General features: G+C 54.3%; 16 protein-coding genes. 6 read left to right on the plus strand and 10 right to left on the minus strand.

All coding sequences use genetic code 11. The features are described from left to right. Positions 1 to 217 precede the first annotated feature (217 nt). The 6 genes from ABI660_RS03920 to ABI660_RS03945 all read left to right on the plus strand — a co-directional run bounded on the left by ABI660_RS03920 (position 218) and on the right by ABI660_RS03945 (position 7,272). Positions 218 to 1,498: a nucleotide sugar dehydrogenase gene (locus ABI660_RS03920; protein WP_348065213.1), complete on the plus strand. Its 1,281-nt coding sequence runs from the start codon at positions 218 to 220 to the stop codon at positions 1,496 to 1,498. Continuing rightward, positions 1,498 to 2,298, plus strand: a complete 801-nt coding sequence (locus tag ABI660_RS03925) for an ABC transporter permease (protein WP_348065159.1) — start codon at positions 1,498 to 1,500, stop codon at positions 2,296 to 2,298. The genes ABI660_RS03920 and ABI660_RS03925 overlap by 1 nt, the downstream gene beginning before the upstream one ends. Continuing rightward, positions 2,298 to 3,536 (plus strand): ABC transporter ATP-binding protein, encoded by a 1,239-nt coding sequence (locus ABI660_RS03930; RefSeq protein ID WP_348065161.1) that lies wholly within the window; start codon positions 2,298 to 2,300, stop codon positions 3,534 to 3,536. The genes ABI660_RS03925 and ABI660_RS03930 overlap by 1 nt, the downstream gene beginning before the upstream one ends. Then, complete coding sequence (locus tag ABI660_RS03935) at positions 3,529 to 4,038, plus strand: acyltransferase (protein ID WP_348065163.1); 510 nt, start codon at positions 3,529 to 3,531, stop codon at positions 4,036 to 4,038. Before ABI660_RS03930 ends, ABI660_RS03935 begins: the two co-directional genes overlap by 8 nt. A 95-nt stretch (positions 4,039 to 4,133) precedes the next feature. Further along, on the plus strand, positions 4,134 to 5,933 hold the full coding sequence (locus ABI660_RS03940) for a methyltransferase domain-containing protein (RefSeq protein ID WP_348065165.1): 1,800 nt from the start codon (positions 4,134 to 4,136) through the stop codon (positions 5,931 to 5,933). A gap of 28 nt (positions 5,934 to 5,961) precedes the next feature. Further along, the gene (locus ABI660_RS03945) at positions 5,962 to 7,272 is read left to right on the plus strand and encodes a glycosyltransferase family 1 protein (RefSeq protein WP_348065167.1); all 1,311 of its coding nucleotides are present in this window, start codon (positions 5,962 to 5,964) and stop codon (positions 7,270 to 7,272) included. Here ABI660_RS03945 and ABI660_RS03950 read toward each other — a convergent pair. The 10 genes from ABI660_RS03950 to ABI660_RS03995 all read right to left on the minus strand — a co-directional run bounded on the left by ABI660_RS03950 (position 7,240) and on the right by ABI660_RS03995 (position 19,178). Then, positions 7,240 to 8,580: a glycosyltransferase family 4 protein gene (locus ABI660_RS03950; RefSeq protein ID WP_348065169.1), complete on the minus strand. Its 1,341-nt coding sequence runs from the start codon at positions 8,578 to 8,580 to the stop codon at positions 7,240 to 7,242. The two genes, ABI660_RS03945 and ABI660_RS03950, sit on opposite strands and share 33 nt — an antisense overlap. A gap of 11 nt (positions 8,581 to 8,591) precedes the next feature. Beyond that, entirely contained in the window at positions 8,592 to 9,611 is a 1,020-nt protein-coding gene (locus ABI660_RS03955; RefSeq protein WP_348065171.1) for a glycosyltransferase, read from the minus strand. Beyond that, a complete protein-coding gene (locus tag ABI660_RS03960) occupies positions 9,604 to 10,467 on the minus strand; it encodes an NAD-dependent epimerase/dehydratase family protein (RefSeq protein ID WP_348065172.1) in 864 nt (287 codons plus the stop codon). Before ABI660_RS03960 ends, ABI660_RS03955 begins: the two co-directional genes overlap by 8 nt. Continuing rightward, positions 10,464 to 11,573: a glycosyltransferase family 4 protein gene (locus ABI660_RS03965; RefSeq protein ID WP_348065173.1), complete on the minus strand. Its 1,110-nt coding sequence runs from the start codon at positions 11,571 to 11,573 to the stop codon at positions 10,464 to 10,466. The genes ABI660_RS03960 and ABI660_RS03965 overlap by 4 nt, the downstream gene beginning before the upstream one ends. Before the next feature lie 25 nt (positions 11,574 to 11,598). Then, complete coding sequence (locus tag ABI660_RS03970; RefSeq protein ID WP_348065175.1) at positions 11,599 to 13,164, minus strand: hypothetical protein; 1,566 nt, start codon at positions 13,162 to 13,164, stop codon at positions 11,599 to 11,601. 57 nt (positions 13,165 to 13,221) lie between these two features. Continuing rightward, positions 13,222 to 14,106, minus strand: coding sequence for a glycosyltransferase family 2 protein (locus tag ABI660_RS03975; protein ID WP_348065177.1), 885 nt, complete (start codon positions 14,104 to 14,106; stop codon positions 13,222 to 13,224). A 4-nt stretch (positions 14,107 to 14,110) separates the two neighbouring features. After that, the gene (locus ABI660_RS03980; protein WP_348065179.1) at positions 14,111 to 16,036 is read right to left on the minus strand and encodes a tetratricopeptide repeat protein; all 1,926 of its coding nucleotides are present in this window, start codon (positions 16,034 to 16,036) and stop codon (positions 14,111 to 14,113) included. Positions 16,037 to 16,117: 81 nt separating this feature from the next. Next, positions 16,118 to 16,546, minus strand: a complete 429-nt coding sequence (locus tag ABI660_RS03985; RefSeq protein ID WP_348065181.1) for a pilin — start codon at positions 16,544 to 16,546, stop codon at positions 16,118 to 16,120. A 222-nt stretch (positions 16,547 to 16,768) separates the two neighbouring features. Then, positions 16,769 to 18,841, minus strand: a complete 2,073-nt coding sequence (locus ABI660_RS03990; RefSeq protein WP_348065183.1) for a tetratricopeptide repeat protein — start codon at positions 18,839 to 18,841, stop codon at positions 16,769 to 16,771. 37 nt (positions 18,842 to 18,878) lie between these two features. Further along, the gene (locus tag ABI660_RS03995) at positions 18,879 to 19,178 is read right to left on the minus strand and encodes a hypothetical protein (protein ID WP_348065185.1); all 300 of its coding nucleotides are present in this window, start codon (positions 19,176 to 19,178) and stop codon (positions 18,879 to 18,881) included. Positions 19,179 to 19,211: the final 33 nt, after the last annotated feature.

Raw genomic sequence — 19,211 nt, forward strand, 5'->3', positions numbered from 1 at the left:
CGGTTAATTGTCCGGCCCCGGTTAGCCGCTGCGAATATAGCAAGCCGGGACGGGCCACCGACGAACCGGCGCTGGCCCATACCATCAACTCACGAAGAGACCCTCCAAATTCGCATGAAAGAGACGTCAAGTGGAAAAAGACAGGTTAGCATCATGCGGGTCTGTACCGAAACCGCCCGCTAGCCAGCGCCCAAAGCATGAATTGGAAACGAACACCGTGGAAATAGTCGCAGTCGTCGGGCTCGGATACGTCGGCCTTCCGCTGGCCGTTGCGTTCGGCAAACTCATGCCTACGATAGGCTACGATCTTTCCCTCTCAAAAATCGATGCTTGCCGCAAGCACATCGACCTCAGCGGAACAGTCCCCAGTCGCGATATGCGTGAGGCCGGCAAGCTCACCTTCACCCCCGACTCTGCGGGGCTGGCTGGCGCTGACATCTTCATCATCGCGGTGCCAACCCCCATTGACGCGGCTCGCAAGCCCGATTTCACGCCCCTCATTCGCGCCAGTGAAGATGTAGGCAGGCATCTGAAGCAGGGAGCAACCGTTGTCTACGAGTCCACCGTATATCCCGGTGCTACCGAAGAAATCTGTATCCCCGTACTCGAGCGCGTATCGGGGCTGAAGTGGCGTCAGGATTTTCACATCGCCTATTCGCCGGAACGCATCAATCCCGGCGACACACTGCATACCCTGGCAAACACCATCAAGGTGGTGGCCGGAGACAGCCCCGACACTCTGAAACGTATCGCCGCGCTGTATGAGAAGGTGGTCGCCGCAGGCGTACACCGGGTGTCCTCACTCAAAGTCGCAGAGGCCGCCAAGGTCATCGAAAATACTCAGCGAGACCTGAATATTGCGCTGATGAACGAACTTGCCGTGATCTTCAACATGCTGGGCCTGGATACACTGGAAGTTCTCGAGGCTGCTGGGACAAAATGGAATTTCCTGCCATTCCGTCCGGGCCTGGTCGGCGGGCACTGCATTGGCGTAGATCCCTATTACCTGACCTACAAGGCAGAGATGCTGGGCTACCACCCCGAAGTGATCCTTGCGGGACGGCGCATCAATGACAGCATGGGGAAATTCATTGCCGAGCAGACCGTCAAACAGTTGATTCAGGCTGATAGACACATCAAGGGCGCCAAGGTCAATGTACTGGGAATCACGTTCAAGGAGAACGTACCAGACCTGCGGAATTCCAAAGTGGGTGACTTGATCACTGAACTGCGTGCATATGGCGTAGAAGTCCTGGTGCATGATCCGATCGCCGATGCACCTGAGGCGCTGCTGGAGTATGGCGTTGAATTGTTGCCCTGGGACTCGCTGCCGCAGGCGGATGCAGTGATTGTCGCGGTGCCGCATGCACAATTGCTATCAACGTCGTACGCGTCATACGCCGGGAAATTGAAGCCCGGCGGGTGTTTTATCGATGTCAAGGCACAATTTGATGGCGACAAGCTCAACTCGGCCGGCTTCGCGGTATGGAGGCTGTGATGATTTCTGCAGCGTCCCTCAAAGCAGCCTGGAACTTTCGCGGCTTTGTTTTCGGCAGTGTTCGGCGCGACTATCAGTTGCGCTATCGGGGGACCATGCTGGGCATTGCGTGGACAGTTTTGCAGCCGCTTGCCATGATCCTCATCTACACGCTCGTTTTTTCCCATCTGATGAAGTCCAGACTGCCTGGCGTGGAGGGTAACTTTTCTTACAGCATTCACCTCTGCGCCGGCGTTATCACCTGGGGGCTTTTCGCTGAGATCATCCAGCGTAGCCAGTCGGTGTTCCTTGACAATGCCAATCTGATCAAGAAGCTCAGCTTTCCGCGCCTCACCCTTCCAGTCATCGTGGTTGCCACCGCGCTGCTCAACTTTTCGATCGTTTTCGGGCTGTTCCTGGTTTTTCTGCTGGTGACGGGCAACTTTCCCGGCGTAAGCATTCTTGCCATGATTCCTTTGCTAGCTGTGCAGGTGCTGTTTGCTGCGGGCTTGGGGATCACGCTCGGCGTGCTGAACGTCTTCTTCCGCGACGCGGGCCAGCTGTCCGGCCTGCTGCTGCAGTTCTGGTTTTGGGCCACGCCTATCGTTTATCCCGCTTCCATCCTGCCCGAATGGTTGAGGCCCTGGATGAACCTGAACCCCATGTATCAGCTGATGCAGGGGTATCAGAACATTTTCGTGGCAGGCCAATTGCCGGATTGGCAAAATCTTGCGCTGGTCACCCTCTTTTCCGCGGGCTTGGCCCTGTATGCGGTCAGTCTCTTTCGCCGTCATTCCAGCGAAATGGTGGATGAACTTTGATGGGCAGCATTACCGCGCGCAATCTCGGCAAAGCCTATAAGGTTTACCCCAGCCGTTTCGCCCGCCTGAAAGAATGGCTTATCCCATTCTCCAAGCCGCGCCATACCCTCAAATGGGTGCTGCAGGACATCAATTTCAGCGTCAACCCCGGTGAGGCCATCGGCATCATTGGCGTCAACGGCGCCGGCAAGAGCACCCTGCTCAAAATGCTCACCGGCACCACCATACCGACCACCGGATCGGTGCAAACCACTGGCCGCGTGGCCGCACTGCTGGAGCTGGGCATTGGCTTTCACCCCGAATTTACCGGGCGGCAAAATGCCTTCATGGCGGGTCAGTTGCTGGGCATGAGCGCGGAGGAAATCCACCAACTCATGCCGCAAATCGAAGCCTTTGCCGAGATCGGCGACTATATGGATCACCCGGTGCGGGTGTATTCCAGCGGCATGCAGATGCGCCTGGCCTTCAGCGTAGCCACCGCCAGGAGGCCGGACATCCTCATCATCGATGAGGCGCTCTCGGTGGGCGATGCCTATTTCCAGCACAAAAGCTTCGAGCGCATCCGCCAGTTCCGCAGGGATGGCACCACCTTGCTGATTGTTTCGCACGACAAGGCGGCCATCCAGTCCATTTGCGACCGTGCCATCCTGCTCAACGCCGGCCAGCTTGGCATGCAAGGCGAGCCCGAGGCGGTGATGGACTACTACAACGCCCTGCTGGCCGAACGTGAAAACCAGACCGTGCGCCAACGCACTGGCGAAGACGGCAAGGTGCAAACCACATCCGGCACGGGGGAAGCCACAGTTGAAGACATTGCGCTGCTAGATGCAAAAGGCGAACAAGCAGAGGTCGTGGATGTGGGGGAATCGGTTGTCCTACAAATCAGAGTTCGTATTTACGCCCCTATTCCTCTACTCGTTCTAGGCTATCTACTCAAGGATCGGCTCGGACAAGCTATATACGGGACGAGTACATTTCAACTCGGTAAAGCTGAGCAGAATCTGTCTGCTGGAGATGAGCTTCTCTACCAGTTTAGCTTTGACGCGGCTCTGGGCGAAGGAACCTACTCAATTGCAACCGCAATTACAAATTCAGAGACACATCTCTCCAAAAATTTTGAGTGGCGGGATGGAGCCTTATTTTTCCAAGTGATCAATCTAACCAAGCCAAAATTTACCGGAGCAATTTATCTGTCGACTAATCAAAATGTAGTGCGTCACAGGATTGAAAATGAATAATTTTTCCGTAAAAATTAAAGATTGGCTACTTAAATTTCTTGGCATACATGAAGTATGCCTACTTAAAAATGATGATATATATAGACATATATCGCACAAACTTCTAAATGTTCACCTCGTTTTTGGAAAAAATGAAAATCTTATAGTTGGACACGGTGTGGTTTTGAACAATGCCTTAATAAATACAGTTTCAGGCCGCGTGGTCTTAATGGACCATACTTTTTTCGGGCATGGAGTTTCCCTTCTTACGGGGACTCATGATTACCATTGCACTGGTTTTGAGCGCCAGGCACAGATACCTAGCTATGGACGAGATATTTTGATCGAAGAGGGCGTATGGATTTGCTCTAACGCTACTGTTTTAGGCCCATGTGTGATTGGACGTAATTCGGTCATAGCAGCAGGAGCGGTTGTGACAGGTAATGTGGATGCCAACAGCATCTATGCGGGCGTGCCCGCAAGAAAGATTAAGGAAATTCAATCAATCAAACCATCCAAATGACCCGAATGATTGGGCATTTCCATGCTCTCTCTAGAAGCAATATTTAAATAGATTTAAATGGCTTGTCGGCCTCAGTTCAAAATGGGAATATTGCAATGAATGAAAAATTTTACAGGGCCTTTGAAGAGAAATTCTATGCACCTCGCCAGGTGATTACGGAACTGCGTAAACAATATCTTCCTTTTGTTTTGCCACTCACAAAAATATATGAGGCTGCAGAAGTTTTTGATATTGGTTGCGGACGTGGTGAGTGGTTGAGTCTCATGCAAGAAATGGGCTTTGAAGTGTTTGGCGTTGATCTTGATGCCGGTATGCTCCAAGATTGCTGGGACCGCGATTTACCCGTTAAAGAAGGAGATGCGGTCGAACATTTGAAAACTTTGGAGAACGATAGTCAGGCTGTCATCTCAGCTTTTCATGTCATCGAACATATTCCATTCGAAGCCTTGCGCCAGGTCGTATCTGAGTCCTTTCGGGCGTTGAAGCCCGGTGGAATTCTGATAATGGAGACCCCTAATCCAGAAAACCTGTTAGTTGCGACACAAAATTTCTATCTAGACCCGACTCACATTCGCCCTATCCCATCAGACTTTCTTACTTTTCTCACGAAATATCATGGTTTTCCGAGAGTGAAGTTATTGCGTTTGCATGAAGAGCCTCTTTTAGCTACCAACATGAGTCCATCCCTAATGGATGTCATTCGTGGAGCCAGTCCTGACTATGCAGTGATTGCCCAAAAAGAAGGGCCGCCGGAAGTGATGGCATCCTTGTCAACCGCCTTCCTAAGTCAAGGAGGGATGAGTCTCGAGGATATTGTTCGACGCTATGACGAAAGATTACTCCGAGCAGAGCAAGCCGAGAATGTGAGGCAACGTCTGCGTCAAAGCAAGGTTTGGCGGCTTGCACGTTGGATTTATAACATCGCCAAAAAATCCAAGCACGCGCTCATTCCATATTCCAATTCCCCGTATTCCCAATCATCGTCCGTTGTCGAAAAACAAAAAAAACACGCTAGTTATTCGGACTCGGGAAATGTGCTGAGGGAACTGAATTCCTCAAGCTATCAACACCTCGCGTCAATTTCACCATCAGGACCGTACACTTTTAGATCAGACATTTGCCGGTCGCGACACTTTTTGATGCCTCTTTATGCCTATTGGTGTCAGCAATTTCGTGAAAAGCCGCGACTCCACAGAAAGCAATGGGAATTTGTTTTTATCGTCCATGCGCTACATGAACGTGGATACCTTCAGGCATCCAATAGTGGAATCGGCTTTGGTGTGGGAAAAGAGCCATTACCATCTCTTTTTGCCGCATCTGGCTGCAAAATTACCGCTACGGATTTAGCCACTATTACGGCTCAAGAACTCGGCTGGGCCACTTCAGAACAGCATGCAGCATCTCATGCTGATTTGAATCAGCGCGGATTGTGCGAGCCATCGCTTTTTCAACAGCAAGTCGACTTTCAGGTCGTAGACATGAATTCCATTCCAGCACATTTGAATGGATACGATTTTTGCTGGTCTTCCTGCGCACTCGAGCACCTTGGCTCTATTCACAATGGACTCACCTTCATCCTACGCTCGCTAGACACATTGAGGCCCGGTGGTCTAGCTGTTCACACTACCGAATTGAACCTCACATCTAACATTACAACCATTGACAACAACAGATCGTGTGTATTGTTCAGACGCCAAGACATCGAACTATTAATATTGCAGTTAAGAAAGTTGGGGCACCACGTAGAAGAACCCGATTTTTCTACTTGCGACTCTGAGCTCGATCGCCATGTCGATATGCCGCCCTATAGTGACGATCAGCACATTCGTCTAAATTTACATAATTTTGACTGCACCTCCATAGGATTGATCATCCGAAAAGGCAACGCGAGGTAATCAAATAAGTGGAAGTTAATAATAACTTATGCGTATTTTTATAGATTGCACTGACACGTATTTTTCCGGCAAAAACACTGGGATTCAACGCGTAGTCCGAAATTTTGTATTTCACTTGCAGAGATTTGGCCATTCAGAAAAAATTGAGATCATTCCTTTCGTATTTGACAACTCGCTACCGAGGATTATTCCTGGTGGAGCACTTTTTTCAGATTCGCCTCCGCGAGAGTCACTGCGCGCACGGCTAAATCAAGCATACCTTCACTTCGCACGCAACCTGTCTAGGCTATTGCCATTCCCCGCATGGCAACGCTTTATTTCGGCTCATCGATCGGCTTTCGGTTTGGCTTGGATTTTATATTTGCCGCTTCGCCTATTTTTGATCCTGAAAACAGCCCTTAAGGGTGCCAACACTGCCAAACCGTCGGATCAAATCATCATTTTTGGCGATGGGGACGTGATATTTCTTCCAGATGCGTCATGGGGTTATGACCCATTCCCTTTCTTGGATCGTGCCAAGTCCTCCGGTTCAAAAATTGTCTTTCTGATTCATGACATCATTCCGATAGACCATCCTGAGGTTTGTCATGTCGTGCATGTAGCTCGTTTCAAATCATGGTTTCTGCAGGTGCTGAGTACAGCCGACTTGTTAATTTGCAATAGTCAGTTTACGGCGAGTTGCGTCAGCACTTTTCTAATTGACCGAGTCGCAGTAACGGCTCCGCCCCGCAAGGTAGTGCAGCTGGGATTCGACTTGCCAACACCAGAAAATGTACGGATTGGTCATCGAACGCTGTGTCGCGTTTTGGAATCGACCATGCCTGTATATATTTGCGTTGGCTCACTGGAAGCTCGAAAGAACATTCAAGTTCTTATCACCGCATTCGAAATTCTTTGGAAGACCGGTCACCATGCAACACTCCTACTCATTGGTCGAGAAGGTTGGCTTTGCGATGATCTCATAGCGCGTATCAAGCAACACCCCCAGACAGGAAAAATGTTGTATTGGTTTAATGATGTTAATGATCGTGATTTAGTTAACGCCTATCAACGATCTTCCGCGCTTATTTTCCCGTCCATAGTAGAAGGTTTTGGTCTACCTCTAGTTGAAGCGTTAAGCTTGGGTTTGCCAGTTATTGCTAGTGACATTCCTCCATTCAGGGAAATTGCTGGTGACCACGCTATTTTCTTCACTGCGACTGATGCACAAGCTTTAGCAAATGTAGTCGAGGCGCACCTTGCCTTGGCCTCGACTCCCGGCACCTCCTCTTTCAGTTGGCCCACCTGGGAAGAAAGTACGCGGAACCTACTGGTCACGCTTAAGACCTTTGTCGACTGACAAACGATGTGGCCCTGGGCCAAAATCTTCCGACAGGCGCAGCAGAGCTGCCTGCCGCGAAAAATGTTTATTCACCCCTTGAATGGCACGTTCGCGCATGCTCTCCCACAAATCAGGGCGCTGGTATGTTTCAAGAATTTGTCTTGCCATATCTTCTCCAGATGTGCTGACCTTCAGGAGTTCATCACCATCTGGTATGCCCTCCGCGCCGACTCGAGTGGTAATGACCGGCACACCTAGGCACATTGCCTCCACGACCTTCCCCTTTACGCCGGCACCAAAGCGCAGCGGGGCGACCGCCAGCCTTGTGGTCTGATAAAGCATTTCCAGGCGTGCCTCGGAGACGCCCCCTTCGACAAAGATTCCATTTCCCGCAAGGCTGCGGATTTCAGGGGGTGGTTCACGGCCCACGATATGCCACTCGATATTCGGCAAAGCCTGCCGCACAAGGGGGAACACTTCCTTGGCAAACCACGAGACCGCATCGCGATTGGGCTGATGGGCGAACCCTCCGACAAACAGCAGACCAGCGCGCTGCGCATACGGCAATCCTGAAACCGGGGCGAGATTCACGGGAAATAGCGGCACGGTACGGGCAATTGCCCCGCCATTCCAGGCGGAAACCGCCCGGACCTCCTCATCGGAAAAAAAATATGCCACGTCTACCTGGGAGATGATTTTTTCTTCTACCTTTTTCCAGTACTCAGCCTCGGAGCGATGGAACGTATCGCCATTCAGTTCGTAATGACGCGCCTCCCTCAGGAAGCGCAGATCGTGCGCAAAATAGAGAATCTTCAGGCCGGCCATTTTTTTGAGTGCCGCCAGATAGCGCTTTGCCACGTTCGGCCTATGTAGAACAACATGGGTAATCTGCCCAGGCCTGTCCCGCAACCAGTGCTTCCATTGGCCGCAACGCAAGCCCGGCCCCATGAGCAAGGTCACGCCCAGACCTTCCAGGGCGCTGGCGTAGGGCTCTCGCCGCATTTGATCATTGGGCATGAAGAACACCTGATGCCCCATTTCTCGCAGCATCTGCAGATAGAGGAAGCTGGATCGCCCTCCGGCATGGCGGTCGTACTGGGGAAGCGTAGTGTCAATGACCAGCAGGGTGGCCCCAGCCCGAAGGTCCTTTGTTGACACCGCATCGGGCACTACGCCCGCGAACTGAGGATTTTCTTCAATGGAGAGTTCGGCAAGAATGGCTGCCGTCCCCCGGCTGCGCCAGGTGTGCCAGAGCCGGTGGAGGGCCCGGTAATCCAACAGGGTCCCAACAAACCGGCAGGGGTCGGCGCGGAGGGCTTCAAGCATGTGTGGACCTGTCAGCCAACGTGTGGAACCCCGTGGCGTAGCAACAGGCGCAATTTGTGCGGGCACCAGGTGAAGGAATCAATGAACGTCCGCCAGGATATCGTCCGGTCGGCTTGGATCTGGCGTCGAAGCCGGAAAAGGTTCTTCCGCTCGCTCCACAGGCTTTGCAGGCAGCCCCCATATATATCCTGGAACACCCGCCATTCCTTCTTGAGCAGGCTTAGTAAAAAGCCCTCAACCAATAGCAAAGCCAGATGCATAGGGAAAATCAGCTGAAGCAGTGGTGTGGGATAAGCCAACACCATGACAAAACACTTGTTGCGCTCCGACAAAGCACGTCGCCGGAAGGTCGTAGCGAGCCGATTTTCGACCACCTTGTTACCGCCAAAACTTTTTCCCTGCCAATGTCGGTAGCCTGAAACTGCCAGGGCCCTGACCGCGTAACCTGCGAGCCGCGCCCGGCAGCAAAGGTACAAGTCTTCACCAATACTGCCGAACCACTCCGGAAATCCACCCAATTCATTCCAGAGTTCTTTTGGCACCCATAAGCAGGCGCCTATGATCATGCCGACTTCGTTGCGGCTCAGGTCGAGGTTGGGAACCGGGTTGAGAAAAGGATCAAGCAGGCTACCCATGTCGACCATCTCGCCGCTGCCAGCGTCATACTGTGGCAGCCCGAGGATGGCGGACCCGCCAATCCGATCAGCCTCCTGGAGCAGGGTTTGCACGGCATCCGGGAAAAGCGCTGCATCGTTGTTGAGCAGCAGCAGGTATTTTCCCCTGGCCGCTGCCACCATGCGATTGTTGGCGACGCAAAAACCGACGTTGCTGTCGCTGACGATCAGCCTTGCATCCGGATAGCGGTCCCGGATATAGCTTACCGAGCCGTCGCTGGAGGCATCGTCATGGACCAGGATTTCCACAGGGAGATGACCTTCCTGTTCAAAAATGGATCGCAGGCAGTCGTCGATGACTTCCATGCCGTTGTAGTTAGCGATGCACACGGAAATAAGCGGAGGATTGTCAACCATGCCGTTTCAGCCAATCCCAGGTTCGCGTTATACCGTCCACCAGCCCAACAGCAGCTTGCCAGCCCAGTCGTGCCTTGAGGCGGCTACTGTCCAGCACCACGCAGCGAACGTCTGTGCCTCTTGCTGGGCGATAGTTTGTCTGCAATTCCTTGCCGCAGGCCGCCTCGACGATGCCCCGGACTTGGTTGATGCTGAAGCCCATGTCACTGCCAAGGTTGTAGGTACCTGCGTCTTGCGGCAGCTTGATCAAGCGCAGGCTGGCCTCGACGATGTCGTCGATGTAGATGAAGTCACGGATATTTTCACCATCGCCCCAAATTTCTAGCGGGGTCCCTGCACGAGCGTGTTCGAGCATGGTCCGAATAAGGCCGAAGCCACTTTTCATCATCTGGCCCGGCCCATAGGCATTGGACGGGCGAAGAATCGTAAGGGGATGGCCCTCAGTTCTCAGCGCGCTGCAAAAAGCCTCTTGCGAAACTTTGCTCGCACCGTGATTGGAAAGCGGCGCGAGCGGACTGTCTTCCGTCACCGGAAGAGTCCGGGGATTGCCGTATACGGTGCCACCGGAGGAAAAGAAGATCAGATGCGTTTTCGGTTGATTCTTCAGCAAGTCCAGTAAACGCAAGGTCAGGGTGAGGTTGCCCAGCTCCAAGCTCGCGCAGGCGGCTGATGCGCTTGGCGTGGTGGAGCAGGCAAGGTGAACCACGGTGCCACACTGCGGTAACACATGCTCGAGCTGATCCTGTTGGTGCCGACCAAGAATGTGCACGGGCATATTTTCCCGTGCCAAGCGCCGAGCCAGCGCACTGCCGATGAAACCGGCACCGCCGAGCAGCAGCACGCCATCCTGGCTCATACTGCTCTCTCAAGTAGATCTTTATAGGCGGCTGCATAACGCCCGGCACAGTCGTCCCAAGTGCCGATCGACTGCTTGATCCAGCCTCGAGCTGCTTGGCCAGTCACCTGATTGTTCAGGGGGTTCTCCAGCCAGTTCAGGCCCTCGCAAAGTTCGTCACGGCTGCCCGCCAGCCAGCCGGTCGCGCGATGCTGAACCATGTCGCGATGGGCCGGCAAGGCGGAGGCAAGCACTGGCAGGCTCGCGGCCATGGCCTCCAGCATCACCTGCGGCCGCCCCTCATCGTGGCGGCTCAGGGTGATCAACCCGCACGCCTGCGGGAACCAGTTTTCCAGCAGGTCCGCCGGATGCGTCGGGCCGTGGTACCGCACCCAGGAAGGAAGCTCGAGCGTCTCCTGCATCGGGCCAAACAGGTGCAATTGCCGCACATCATCGAAAAGGCCCTCACCCCAGCCAAACAGGTCACCGATCTTGTCCCGAGTCAGGCGGGTCACTGCCAGCCAGCGCCGCACGTTGCCTGCCGGGGGATGGCGCTCAACCTCAAACCAGGGATCGTCCACGCCAAAGGCCATCGGACGGATTTCGGCAAGATCGCCAAAGGCCTGCTCCAGCGCCGGCCGCATCCAGTCGGCGTTGGGAGCCAGGATCGCGCGGCGTTGCCGCAGCACGGCGCGCAGCAAAGCCTTCATGCCGGGCAGGCGCAGCAGGCCAAAATCGCTACCGAGCACGGTGATCAGCGCCGGTGTCGTAGTGCCCCATAGCGGCAATGCATTTTGAAGCCAGTTCACATGGACGACATCGGTGGACCGGCGGCGGTAGGCCCGGCCCAGTCTCATCAGCAAAACCAGAATGCTGCCACCGGCCAGTAAGCGTCGGGTCCGTAGCTGGTGGGCGATGCCGCCCTGCCGCGACAAGCCCGCCAGCCAGAGCGCATCGGCCTGTGTCGTCGCGGCGCTTACGCCCGCGGGCAATTCCCCCGGCGGTGCCCACAAAGAAAGATTGACATCTCCACGTCGCGCCAGCGCGGCAGCCTGGTTGACAATGAAGCGGCCGCGCCAGTCCTGTGGACTTTCTGGGTAGGAGGTGCTGCTCATCAGGATGTTCAAGCTACAACTTTCCGAATCATGAGAATCAATCGACATACATGGATGGCGCGGCTTTCCCTGCAGGTCTCAACAGCCGCCACCGTGACTTTTCCTTGAGACAGTCGACAGCCCAGGCCGGCAGCTCCGCACCACCCAGGAACAGCAAGCTCCCGGTCGACGCATATGCCCATTGTGCACAGTCCTTGTCTTCTGGAGAATAGACTTTTGCACCTGTCAGGTACCGGATGTAAAGAGCGCGGTAATCCGTCAGGATGATCGTGGACGCATCCACAGGGCCGATGCTTTCCTTGATCGCGCGGCTGGTCGGCGAGGTGTCGCGCAACTCCCGGAAGCCAAGGCCAAATGCGGACCGCCATCGTGGTATCCCGTCAAACGCGTAATTTCGGTGGGTTCTGCTGGCTTGGTCGAGACCGGCATACACCAGCAGCCCCAGCATCAGGGCAACGAGTATCTTCCGAGTATCGAGGAGACGGTTCGAGAACGCGGCACTCACGGCGGGAGCCATCGCAAGAAGGAGGAAGGGAAACACGACGGCCACCATGCGCAGGTCCAGGTCCACGGTGGTCTGGATTTTTCGGGCGTAAAGCAGGAAGAGCAGGTACCCCGTCAGCCAGATCATGGGCAGCCAGATTTCCGGGGGGCGAAGCCATTGGATGCCACTGCGGCGGAACGCTTTGTAAGCCACAAAAACAGCCCCGGTGAGAATCGGGATCTCCAGATTCGCCCTCAGCACCATGCTGAACGAGAAAAAGCAGTGCTCGAATAAATCGATGATGGTCACAAAATCCTCGAGCCATCTGTCAAATCTCGGGATCCCCCCGCGGGCGGATCCGGAAATATTGCCGGCCAGCTGCCAGTTGCGTAGCCACAGGGGAATGGCCAGTGCGGCGCCCAGCAGCATCGCGCTGGCTGCGTGCACAATTCGTTTGCCCAGCGTCGAGCTCGAGGCTGCGAGAACCGAAAATCCCAGTATGGGCAGGAAAACCACGCCGGCATACCGAACCCAATTGATACTGCCAACAAGGACGGCAGCGGCCGCCAGCCAGATGAATTTCTCTTGGGATATTCGGTACTTCCAGAAGGCGGCGTAGGCCAGCAGCAGCATGGGAATGAACAGCGTCTCACTCCATGCGTGGCCGTAGACAATCATGCTGGTCGGCGTGAACGCATTCACGGTAGCCAAGGCCCCCGCAGTCATGGAGTTGCCGGTAACCATATGGCAAATCCCGAAAATGGCCAGCGTGGTGAGCCCTAGCAAAACCGGATTCAGTAGAGCGGGCACATCATCGACATTGCCGTTTGCCAGGCTCAGGGTCGACGCCCACAGTGCGGGATAAGCGGGCGGCCAGTTCAGCAGGGGACGAAGTTTGGGCGCCTGCGCCGTCACGTTGCTTGACTGCATCGGGTGGCCGGCCGCGAACTGCAGCGCGGCATCCCGGTACGTCAATGAGTCCATGGTATAGGCGACTCGCCCGCCCACTGCGTAGTGCATCAATCCCCACGCCACTGCCAGCGCGACCAGCACCAGCACCATCGCCAAGGCGGGGATCGCACGAAGGGAGGCGACGGGAGGAATGGGATTCAGGGTCATGGCCGGGAATTCTTTGGAGCAGGCGGGGCGGCGAGAGCCCTTCGCCTCGCGGCAACGCTAGTTGCCCTTGTGGTCGTTGGTGTCGATGTTCTTGTAATGCAAGGCCGATATCTGCTCGGAAACGATGCCAATCAAAAAGGTAAAGATGGCAGAGATGAACAGCAGCGCGCTCATGTTGGTGAACCGACCGGCAGTCAAGTAGGTGTACACATAGTAGGCAAGACCCGTGAAGAAAAAACCTGCGCTGATCGGAAGGAACAGCTTTTGCGGCGAAAACAGCGTACCTATCTTGATGATGATTAACAGGAAGCGCAGGCCGTCGCGCAGTGGATGGATATGGCTAGCGCCGCTGCTCCTACGGGGCGAATGGATCGGGACATAGACCACGCTGTAGCCAGCGCGGAAGAAGCTCATGGTGATGGTTGTCGGGTAGGAAAATCCGTTTGGCAACAGATACAGAAATTGGCGAAACTTGGAAGCACGAACAACCCTGAATCCCGAGGTCAGATCGGCGATCGGCTGCATCACCATCCAGCTCGCGAAGCGGCTGAAGATGTCGTTGGCGGCAGCGCGATGCAAACCCGCTTGCGAGCCTGACTGCCGCGCGCCCACAACCATGTCACAGTCTTGGTTGAACTGTTCAAGCAGGCGGGGAATGTCTTCAGGCTGGTGTTGGCCGTCGGCGTCCATGAAGATCAGGATGTCGCCTGTAGCTGCGCGTGCACCCGTTTTGATGGCGGCGCCGTTGCCCTTGGGATAACGGTGGCTTAGCACCCGGACGCCGTGGTCTGCACATACCGAGATGGTGTCATCGTCTGAGCCGTCGTTGACAACAATGATTTCCGCGCGCTGAAGAACACGCGCAACCAACGCTGGCAACAGTTTCGCTAATCCAGCTGCCTCGTTGCGAGCTGGGATCACGATGGAATACGTCTCAGCCAAGCTGTCAGTGTCTGTTCGCATTTTTTCCCATCGCATCAAATAGGTTCTTCAGTCCGTCCACGCCTGGTCTGTCACGCGCTGAAAGCGACCTGCTCGCAAGAATCATATATTCCCGGCGCGCTTCATTGAATTTATTGGACTGGATATAGAGGTGAATGAGGTTGACACGGAATGCGACATTACCCGGATCACTCGCCACAGCGGCTTGGGCATACGTCAAGGCAAGGGGAATTGACCGCATTTTTGCTGCCGCATAATCCATTGCCACAGCGTTGATCATGCCACGCATCAAACCATCTGCCAGCGGGTTCGAGAGGCCCGCTTCGATGAGTTTTTTGACTTCCTGGTCGTCCAAGCACAGGCGATTTTCAACCAATAGCGCCGACAGACTATGCACAACAGCGCGGTCACCAAAGGAAAATCGTGCGGAAGAAAATCGCTCGCGCAACTGCGACTGAATAACAGCATTCTGTGGCAAACCAGCGGCGCAGTCGAGGTATAACAAGCCAATCAGAGGGGCTTTGCTGCTCGTGTCAAGCTCTCCCGCGCGCTTGAAATAGAACTGCACCATTTGATAAGCGACCGGGTTGCCACCACCCAATTCATATGTTCTCTGCATAGCGACCGTGGCGGCGTGATAGTTGGCCCGTGCGGAATCAGGGTGATTGCTTGCTTCCATCTGAGTACGCTGGAATTCGTCCGCCCATTGCAATGAACGCATGCTTGTCACAAGGCCACAGAAAAAAACAAAGGCGGCCGCCAGCACCAACCGGGGAATAAGCCATTGCACATTTGTCTGAACAGGCAGCAACAGGCGACCAAGCCACAGGAATATCCCGATCGACGCCACATAATTACGGTGCTCATAGGCGATTTCCAATGGCAATACGGTCGATTCCAACAAATGGGACGCCAAGAACCAGAACACGGCAAATGCAAATAGCGGGCTGCGTGCGCGCTGGTGGAAGGCGAGGGCTGTGACGCCTATCCAAGCCATGATCGCAAAGAGTGTTTCAGACGGAGCAAGCAGCCCTCGTGAAACCGGAATGTCATCGTGAAACAGGGCAAAGAGATCGGGCGCGGGCAACAGCAGCTGTCGAATATAGAACCAGAGAACTCTGGCCTCCGTCATGAGTCGTTCCAAAAGATCATAGTCCCGCACGCCATAACCGGCAGTGATGAAAGTCCAATTTCCCCAACATACTGCGGCACCCAGGCCACCAATCACGGACAAGCTCAGCCACTTCGCTTTTATGGAAATAGACCGGAAAGTGCCAAGCAGTTGCCATTCGCACAGGAAGATGTAAATCGGCAGTAACAACCCGGTTTCTTTTGAAAGAATCGCCGCTGGCCAGCACACCAGAAGGCTTGTCGCAATTGCAAGGAAGCCCAACTTGTTTTTTGCGTGCCTTCCATACAGGTAGAGTGACAGTGCAGAAAGAATGAAAAAGGCGGACAGGCTCGTCATGCGCTGAACAATGAGCAACACTGGCGTTGCGTTCATAGGGTGCAATGCCCACGCTGCCGTTATCCCTGCTGCCAACGCCAACGACTGGCTGGTGCCTGTGTCGTCACCCAAGCGGCGTAACAACTGCCTAACCAGCCCGAAAACCAGCAGCGCATTCGCAATATGAATGAGCAGATTGGTCAGCTTGAACGAAAAGGGAGCGCCTCCAAAGAAAAAGAAATTCAAGGCAAAACTGGCCATGCTCAAGGGCCGGCCCAAGGGGCTTGACGTCCCACTGGTCGCTGCCGCCATCAGGGATGACAGCGACCCATCAAATAGCCGCAATGATGGGTTATTGACGATGTTTGAAAAATCATCAAATATAAAAGTCCCGCGTATCCCCGCCCAATAGGTTATAGCGACAAGCAGGCACAAGGCGACCAAAAACAAAATCAGAAGTACCAACAAACGTCTCAAAGACATCAAATGCACCTCGGCAACAGCAAAAAAAAAGCTCCGCACAAGCGGAGCTTTTTTAACAACAGAAAATGAAGTTTTGAAAAATTAACGGCAGTTGGCAGGCTTGTATTTTGGATCGATGGTGCCGGTGCAAACCCATGCCACCACGCCGTCTCCGTTGGCCGTTCCGGTCAGGACAATGGTGCTTCCAGAAACTTTGGGTTCTTTAGCTGACGCCGTTGCAGTGATGATGCCCACATTGGTCGCCGTGGTGCTGTAGATAACAGTCGCCACAAACGGAGAGTTTTGATTCGTTATGCCCTCCGAACCAAGAGAAGGCATGTGCCCCAAAGTCTGAAAGGCCTCGGCAACTGCGGTCTTTCCGCCAGAAGCCGCCAAAACGACCTCACTGACTTTCGCACGGACGGTGTAGTCCTGATACGCGGGCAATGCCACGGCCGCCAAAATACCGATGATCGCCACAACGATCATCAATTCGATCAGGGTAAAACCCTGTTGCATGGAACGCTTCATATAAAAACTCCTTGGTTGAAAAACTGGCACTTGTGATGAGCAGGGTTCATGCCAACCGATCCAAGCCCCGAAAACGAGCCCAAAGACTCATCTGCGACGCTCAAACAAGACCAAAATTGACAATTTCTGCGGCGACGGACACGGAAAGAGACATTTTTGTCACCCCCCCCCTCTCCTGCCGGCGGCGTCTTTTCTGCCGATCTGGTTTGTCAACAGGGTAGTTCAATTCCTGAGGATCTTGGCACAAGCCATGCCCGTGAAGGCATCTTCCAGATGTCGCGCAAACCTAGCGGCATCGAAAAGCGGCGAATTGAGCGCACGGGAACGAAGGGTGGCCCTTAATTCTCCCAACTTCTTCAGGTCACCCACCTTCGCCAGGGCTATATCGACGTACTCCTGTTCGTTGGCTGCAACCCAGTCCCCCAACCCCACGCAACGCAGAAGGCTTTCTCCCTGGCGCGCCAGGAGTGAGCTGCCGGTGAGTGTGACTGTCGGCACACCCATCCACAAAGCCTCGGCGGTCGTGGTTCCCCCCGGAAACGGAAACGTGTCCAGAACAATGTCAACTTCTGAGTATGAAGCCAGATAGTCTTCCCGTGAAACTCCGCCGTGGAGGTCCACCTGGTCAGGATCAATGTTGACAGCAGCCAATCGCCGGCGCATGTTGGCAATGGCTTCGGGGTAGGACAGTGGCAAGCTTTGAAGACGAAACCGCGCCGATGGGGCGCGCGCAAGAATTCGAGCCCAGAGTGCCAGGGTGCGATCACTGATCTTGTTCAGTATCTGAAATGAGCCGAACGTGATACGCCCGTTGCGCAGGGCGGGTAGCTCTTGTATTTCAACAGGCTGGGCGGTAGCGGGCGGACTCAGGCAAAAACGGGTATCCGGCAAGTACCAGATTTTTTCTGAGAAAAACTGCACCTCTGATTTCGGCACAGCGATGTCGTCGACAAGGATGTAATCGATTTCCTCAACACCAGTGCTCGCCCAGTAGCCGAGCCATGAAGCCTGCAGAGGTGCGGCCTTCCACGCAAAAACGGGCAGCCGATTGAACTCGGTGTGCCCAGAAAGATCGACAAGAATATCGATGCTGTCACCGTGAATTTTTCTGGCCAGCGCTTCGTCCGGCATCGCGGAAACCAGGTTCCATTCTGCGAACTGGGCCCTGAGCCGTTCAGACAGAACATCGACCGTCGTAGAGTTCGAATAGGCAACGAGTGTCAACTTGGCAGGGTCAATCCTTGCCAAAATGCTTTCAAGAAACAGGCCTACAGGATGGGTCCGCAAGTCACCCGAGATGAATCCCACACGCAAGGGGCGGGCCACTTCCGTCAGTGCCGGGCAAAGCCACCGCGAATAGGCTTTGGCGCGCGCGGTGATTCTAGTGCCGTATCGTCGCGCCTCGAGCAGATACTCGGCGGGCGGAAAATCTGGCACATAAGTCAGTGCGTACAGCAGGTTTTGATGCGCGTTCAAATACTCAGGGTTGATTTTCAAAGCATGTCTGTAACTCTGAATGGCAAGGTCCAACTGACCACTCAGCTGGAAGGCGGCCGCGATATTGGCATGCGCCTGCACATTGCCAGGCTCAAACTCCAGGATACCGCGATAAGTGTCTATTGCAGAAAAAACATCACGCTTCCTGAGTTGCGCCACTCCCAAATTGATAAGAATGGAGGAGTCTCGAGGCTGCAAATGCGCGGCGCGGAGAAAATTCTTGATGGCGTCGTCAAGTTCATCCTCGGCGAGATGCAGATTGCCCCTGAAGTAATAGAAGTCAACGGTGTTCTCAGGGAAGGCCGGACCTTGCTCCAACACAAGGCGGGCCTCGCGGGTTCGGCCTGTCTGCGCCAGCAAAACACAAAGACCACGTCGGCAAATGTCGAAATCGGGACGGATATCCAGCGCCCTGCGATAACTCACGACAGCTTGCAACAATTCACCCCTCGCCCGTGCCAGGTTGCCCAGCAAGTAGTAGGCATCGAAATCCGCGGGGTTGAGCTTCACCGCCTTAAGCAGCATTTCCTGCGACTCTGTTGAACGTCCCTGCTCCCCCAGAACATACCCAAGGTTGGAATAACAGATCGCGTCATCAGGACTGATCGCCATTCCGCTGCGGTAGCACTCCGCGGCTTCGTTCAGCCGGCCGGCGTCGAGATGCGCATTACCGCGCTTACGCCATTCTGCTGAGCTGATCTGCTGGCTGGTGCCCATCGAAGGCTGCAAAGAACCTTCCAGGCGTGACTGCAGACCGGCTCGGCGTGCTTCGAACTTTGTTGCCAACCATTTAAGCATGGGTAATCCGGGTATTGACTCAGCAAGGCAGAAGAAATCATGTTTTCACCGTGACGACAAACCATTGCGTCAATTTATCAACGTAATCATCCTCATAAGCCGCATCCTTCAACGCCCACTTAAAGGCATTTCCCATCTGGGCCACTTTGTAAATATTGAGTTTGTTCTGCTGCTTGTAGGATCCAATCAGCAGGCTCATTTTTTCCATTGTTTTCAGCGATTTCACGGCAAACTGCTTTTCTTTCAAATTCATGTTCAGGGGCATTGCTGCGATGTAGAACTGGGCCATCTGAGCGCCAAACTTCTTGGCTGAACGTGCGTCAAAAAATGAGAACACAGGTGTCCTTAAATATCGTTGGAGTTTTACCGA

Source organism: Polaromonas sp. (genome assembly GCF_039930745.1).
In the GTDB taxonomy this organism is placed as follows: domain Bacteria; phylum Pseudomonadota; class Gammaproteobacteria; order Burkholderiales; family Burkholderiaceae_C; genus Polaromonas.

Bases quoted from the DNA above. Each gene is read 5' to 3' on its own strand.
- ABI660_RS03925 (WP_348065159.1), top strand. From the start codon at position 1,498: ATGATTTCTGCAGCGTCCCTCAAAGCAGCCTGGAACTTTCGCGGCTTT.
- ABI660_RS03930 (WP_348065161.1), top strand. From the start codon at position 2,298: ATGGGCAGCATTACCGCGCGCAATCTCGGCAAAGCCTATAAGGTTTAC.
- ABI660_RS03935 (WP_348065163.1), top strand. From the start codon at position 3,529: ATGAATAATTTTTCCGTAAAAATTAAAGATTGGCTACTTAAATTTCTT.
- ABI660_RS03940 (WP_348065165.1), top strand. From the start codon at position 4,134: ATGAATGAAAAATTTTACAGGGCCTTTGAAGAGAAATTCTATGCACCT.
- ABI660_RS03945 (WP_348065167.1), top strand. From the start codon at position 5,962: ATGCGTATTTTTATAGATTGCACTGACACGTATTTTTCCGGCAAAAAC.
- ABI660_RS03950 (WP_348065169.1), bottom strand. From the start codon at position 8,580: ATGCTTGAAGCCCTCCGCGCCGACCCCTGCCGGTTTGTTGGGACCCTG.
- ABI660_RS03955 (WP_348065171.1), bottom strand. From the start codon at position 9,611: ATGGTTGACAATCCTCCGCTTATTTCCGTGTGCATCGCTAACTACAAC.
- ABI660_RS03960 (WP_348065172.1), bottom strand. From the start codon at position 10,467: ATGAGCCAGGATGGCGTGCTGCTGCTCGGCGGTGCCGGTTTCATCGGC.
- ABI660_RS03970 (WP_348065175.1), bottom strand. From the start codon at position 13,164: ATGACCCTGAATCCCATTCCTCCCGTCGCCTCCCTTCGTGCGATCCCC.
- ABI660_RS03980 (WP_348065179.1), bottom strand. From the start codon at position 16,036: ATGTCTTTGAGACGTTTGTTGGTACTTCTGATTTTGTTTTTGGTCGCC.
- ABI660_RS03985 (WP_348065181.1), bottom strand. From the start codon at position 16,546: ATGAAGCGTTCCATGCAACAGGGTTTTACCCTGATCGAATTGATGATC.
- ABI660_RS03990 (WP_348065183.1), bottom strand. From the start codon at position 18,841: ATGCTTAAATGGTTGGCAACAAAGTTCGAAGCACGCCGAGCCGGTCTG.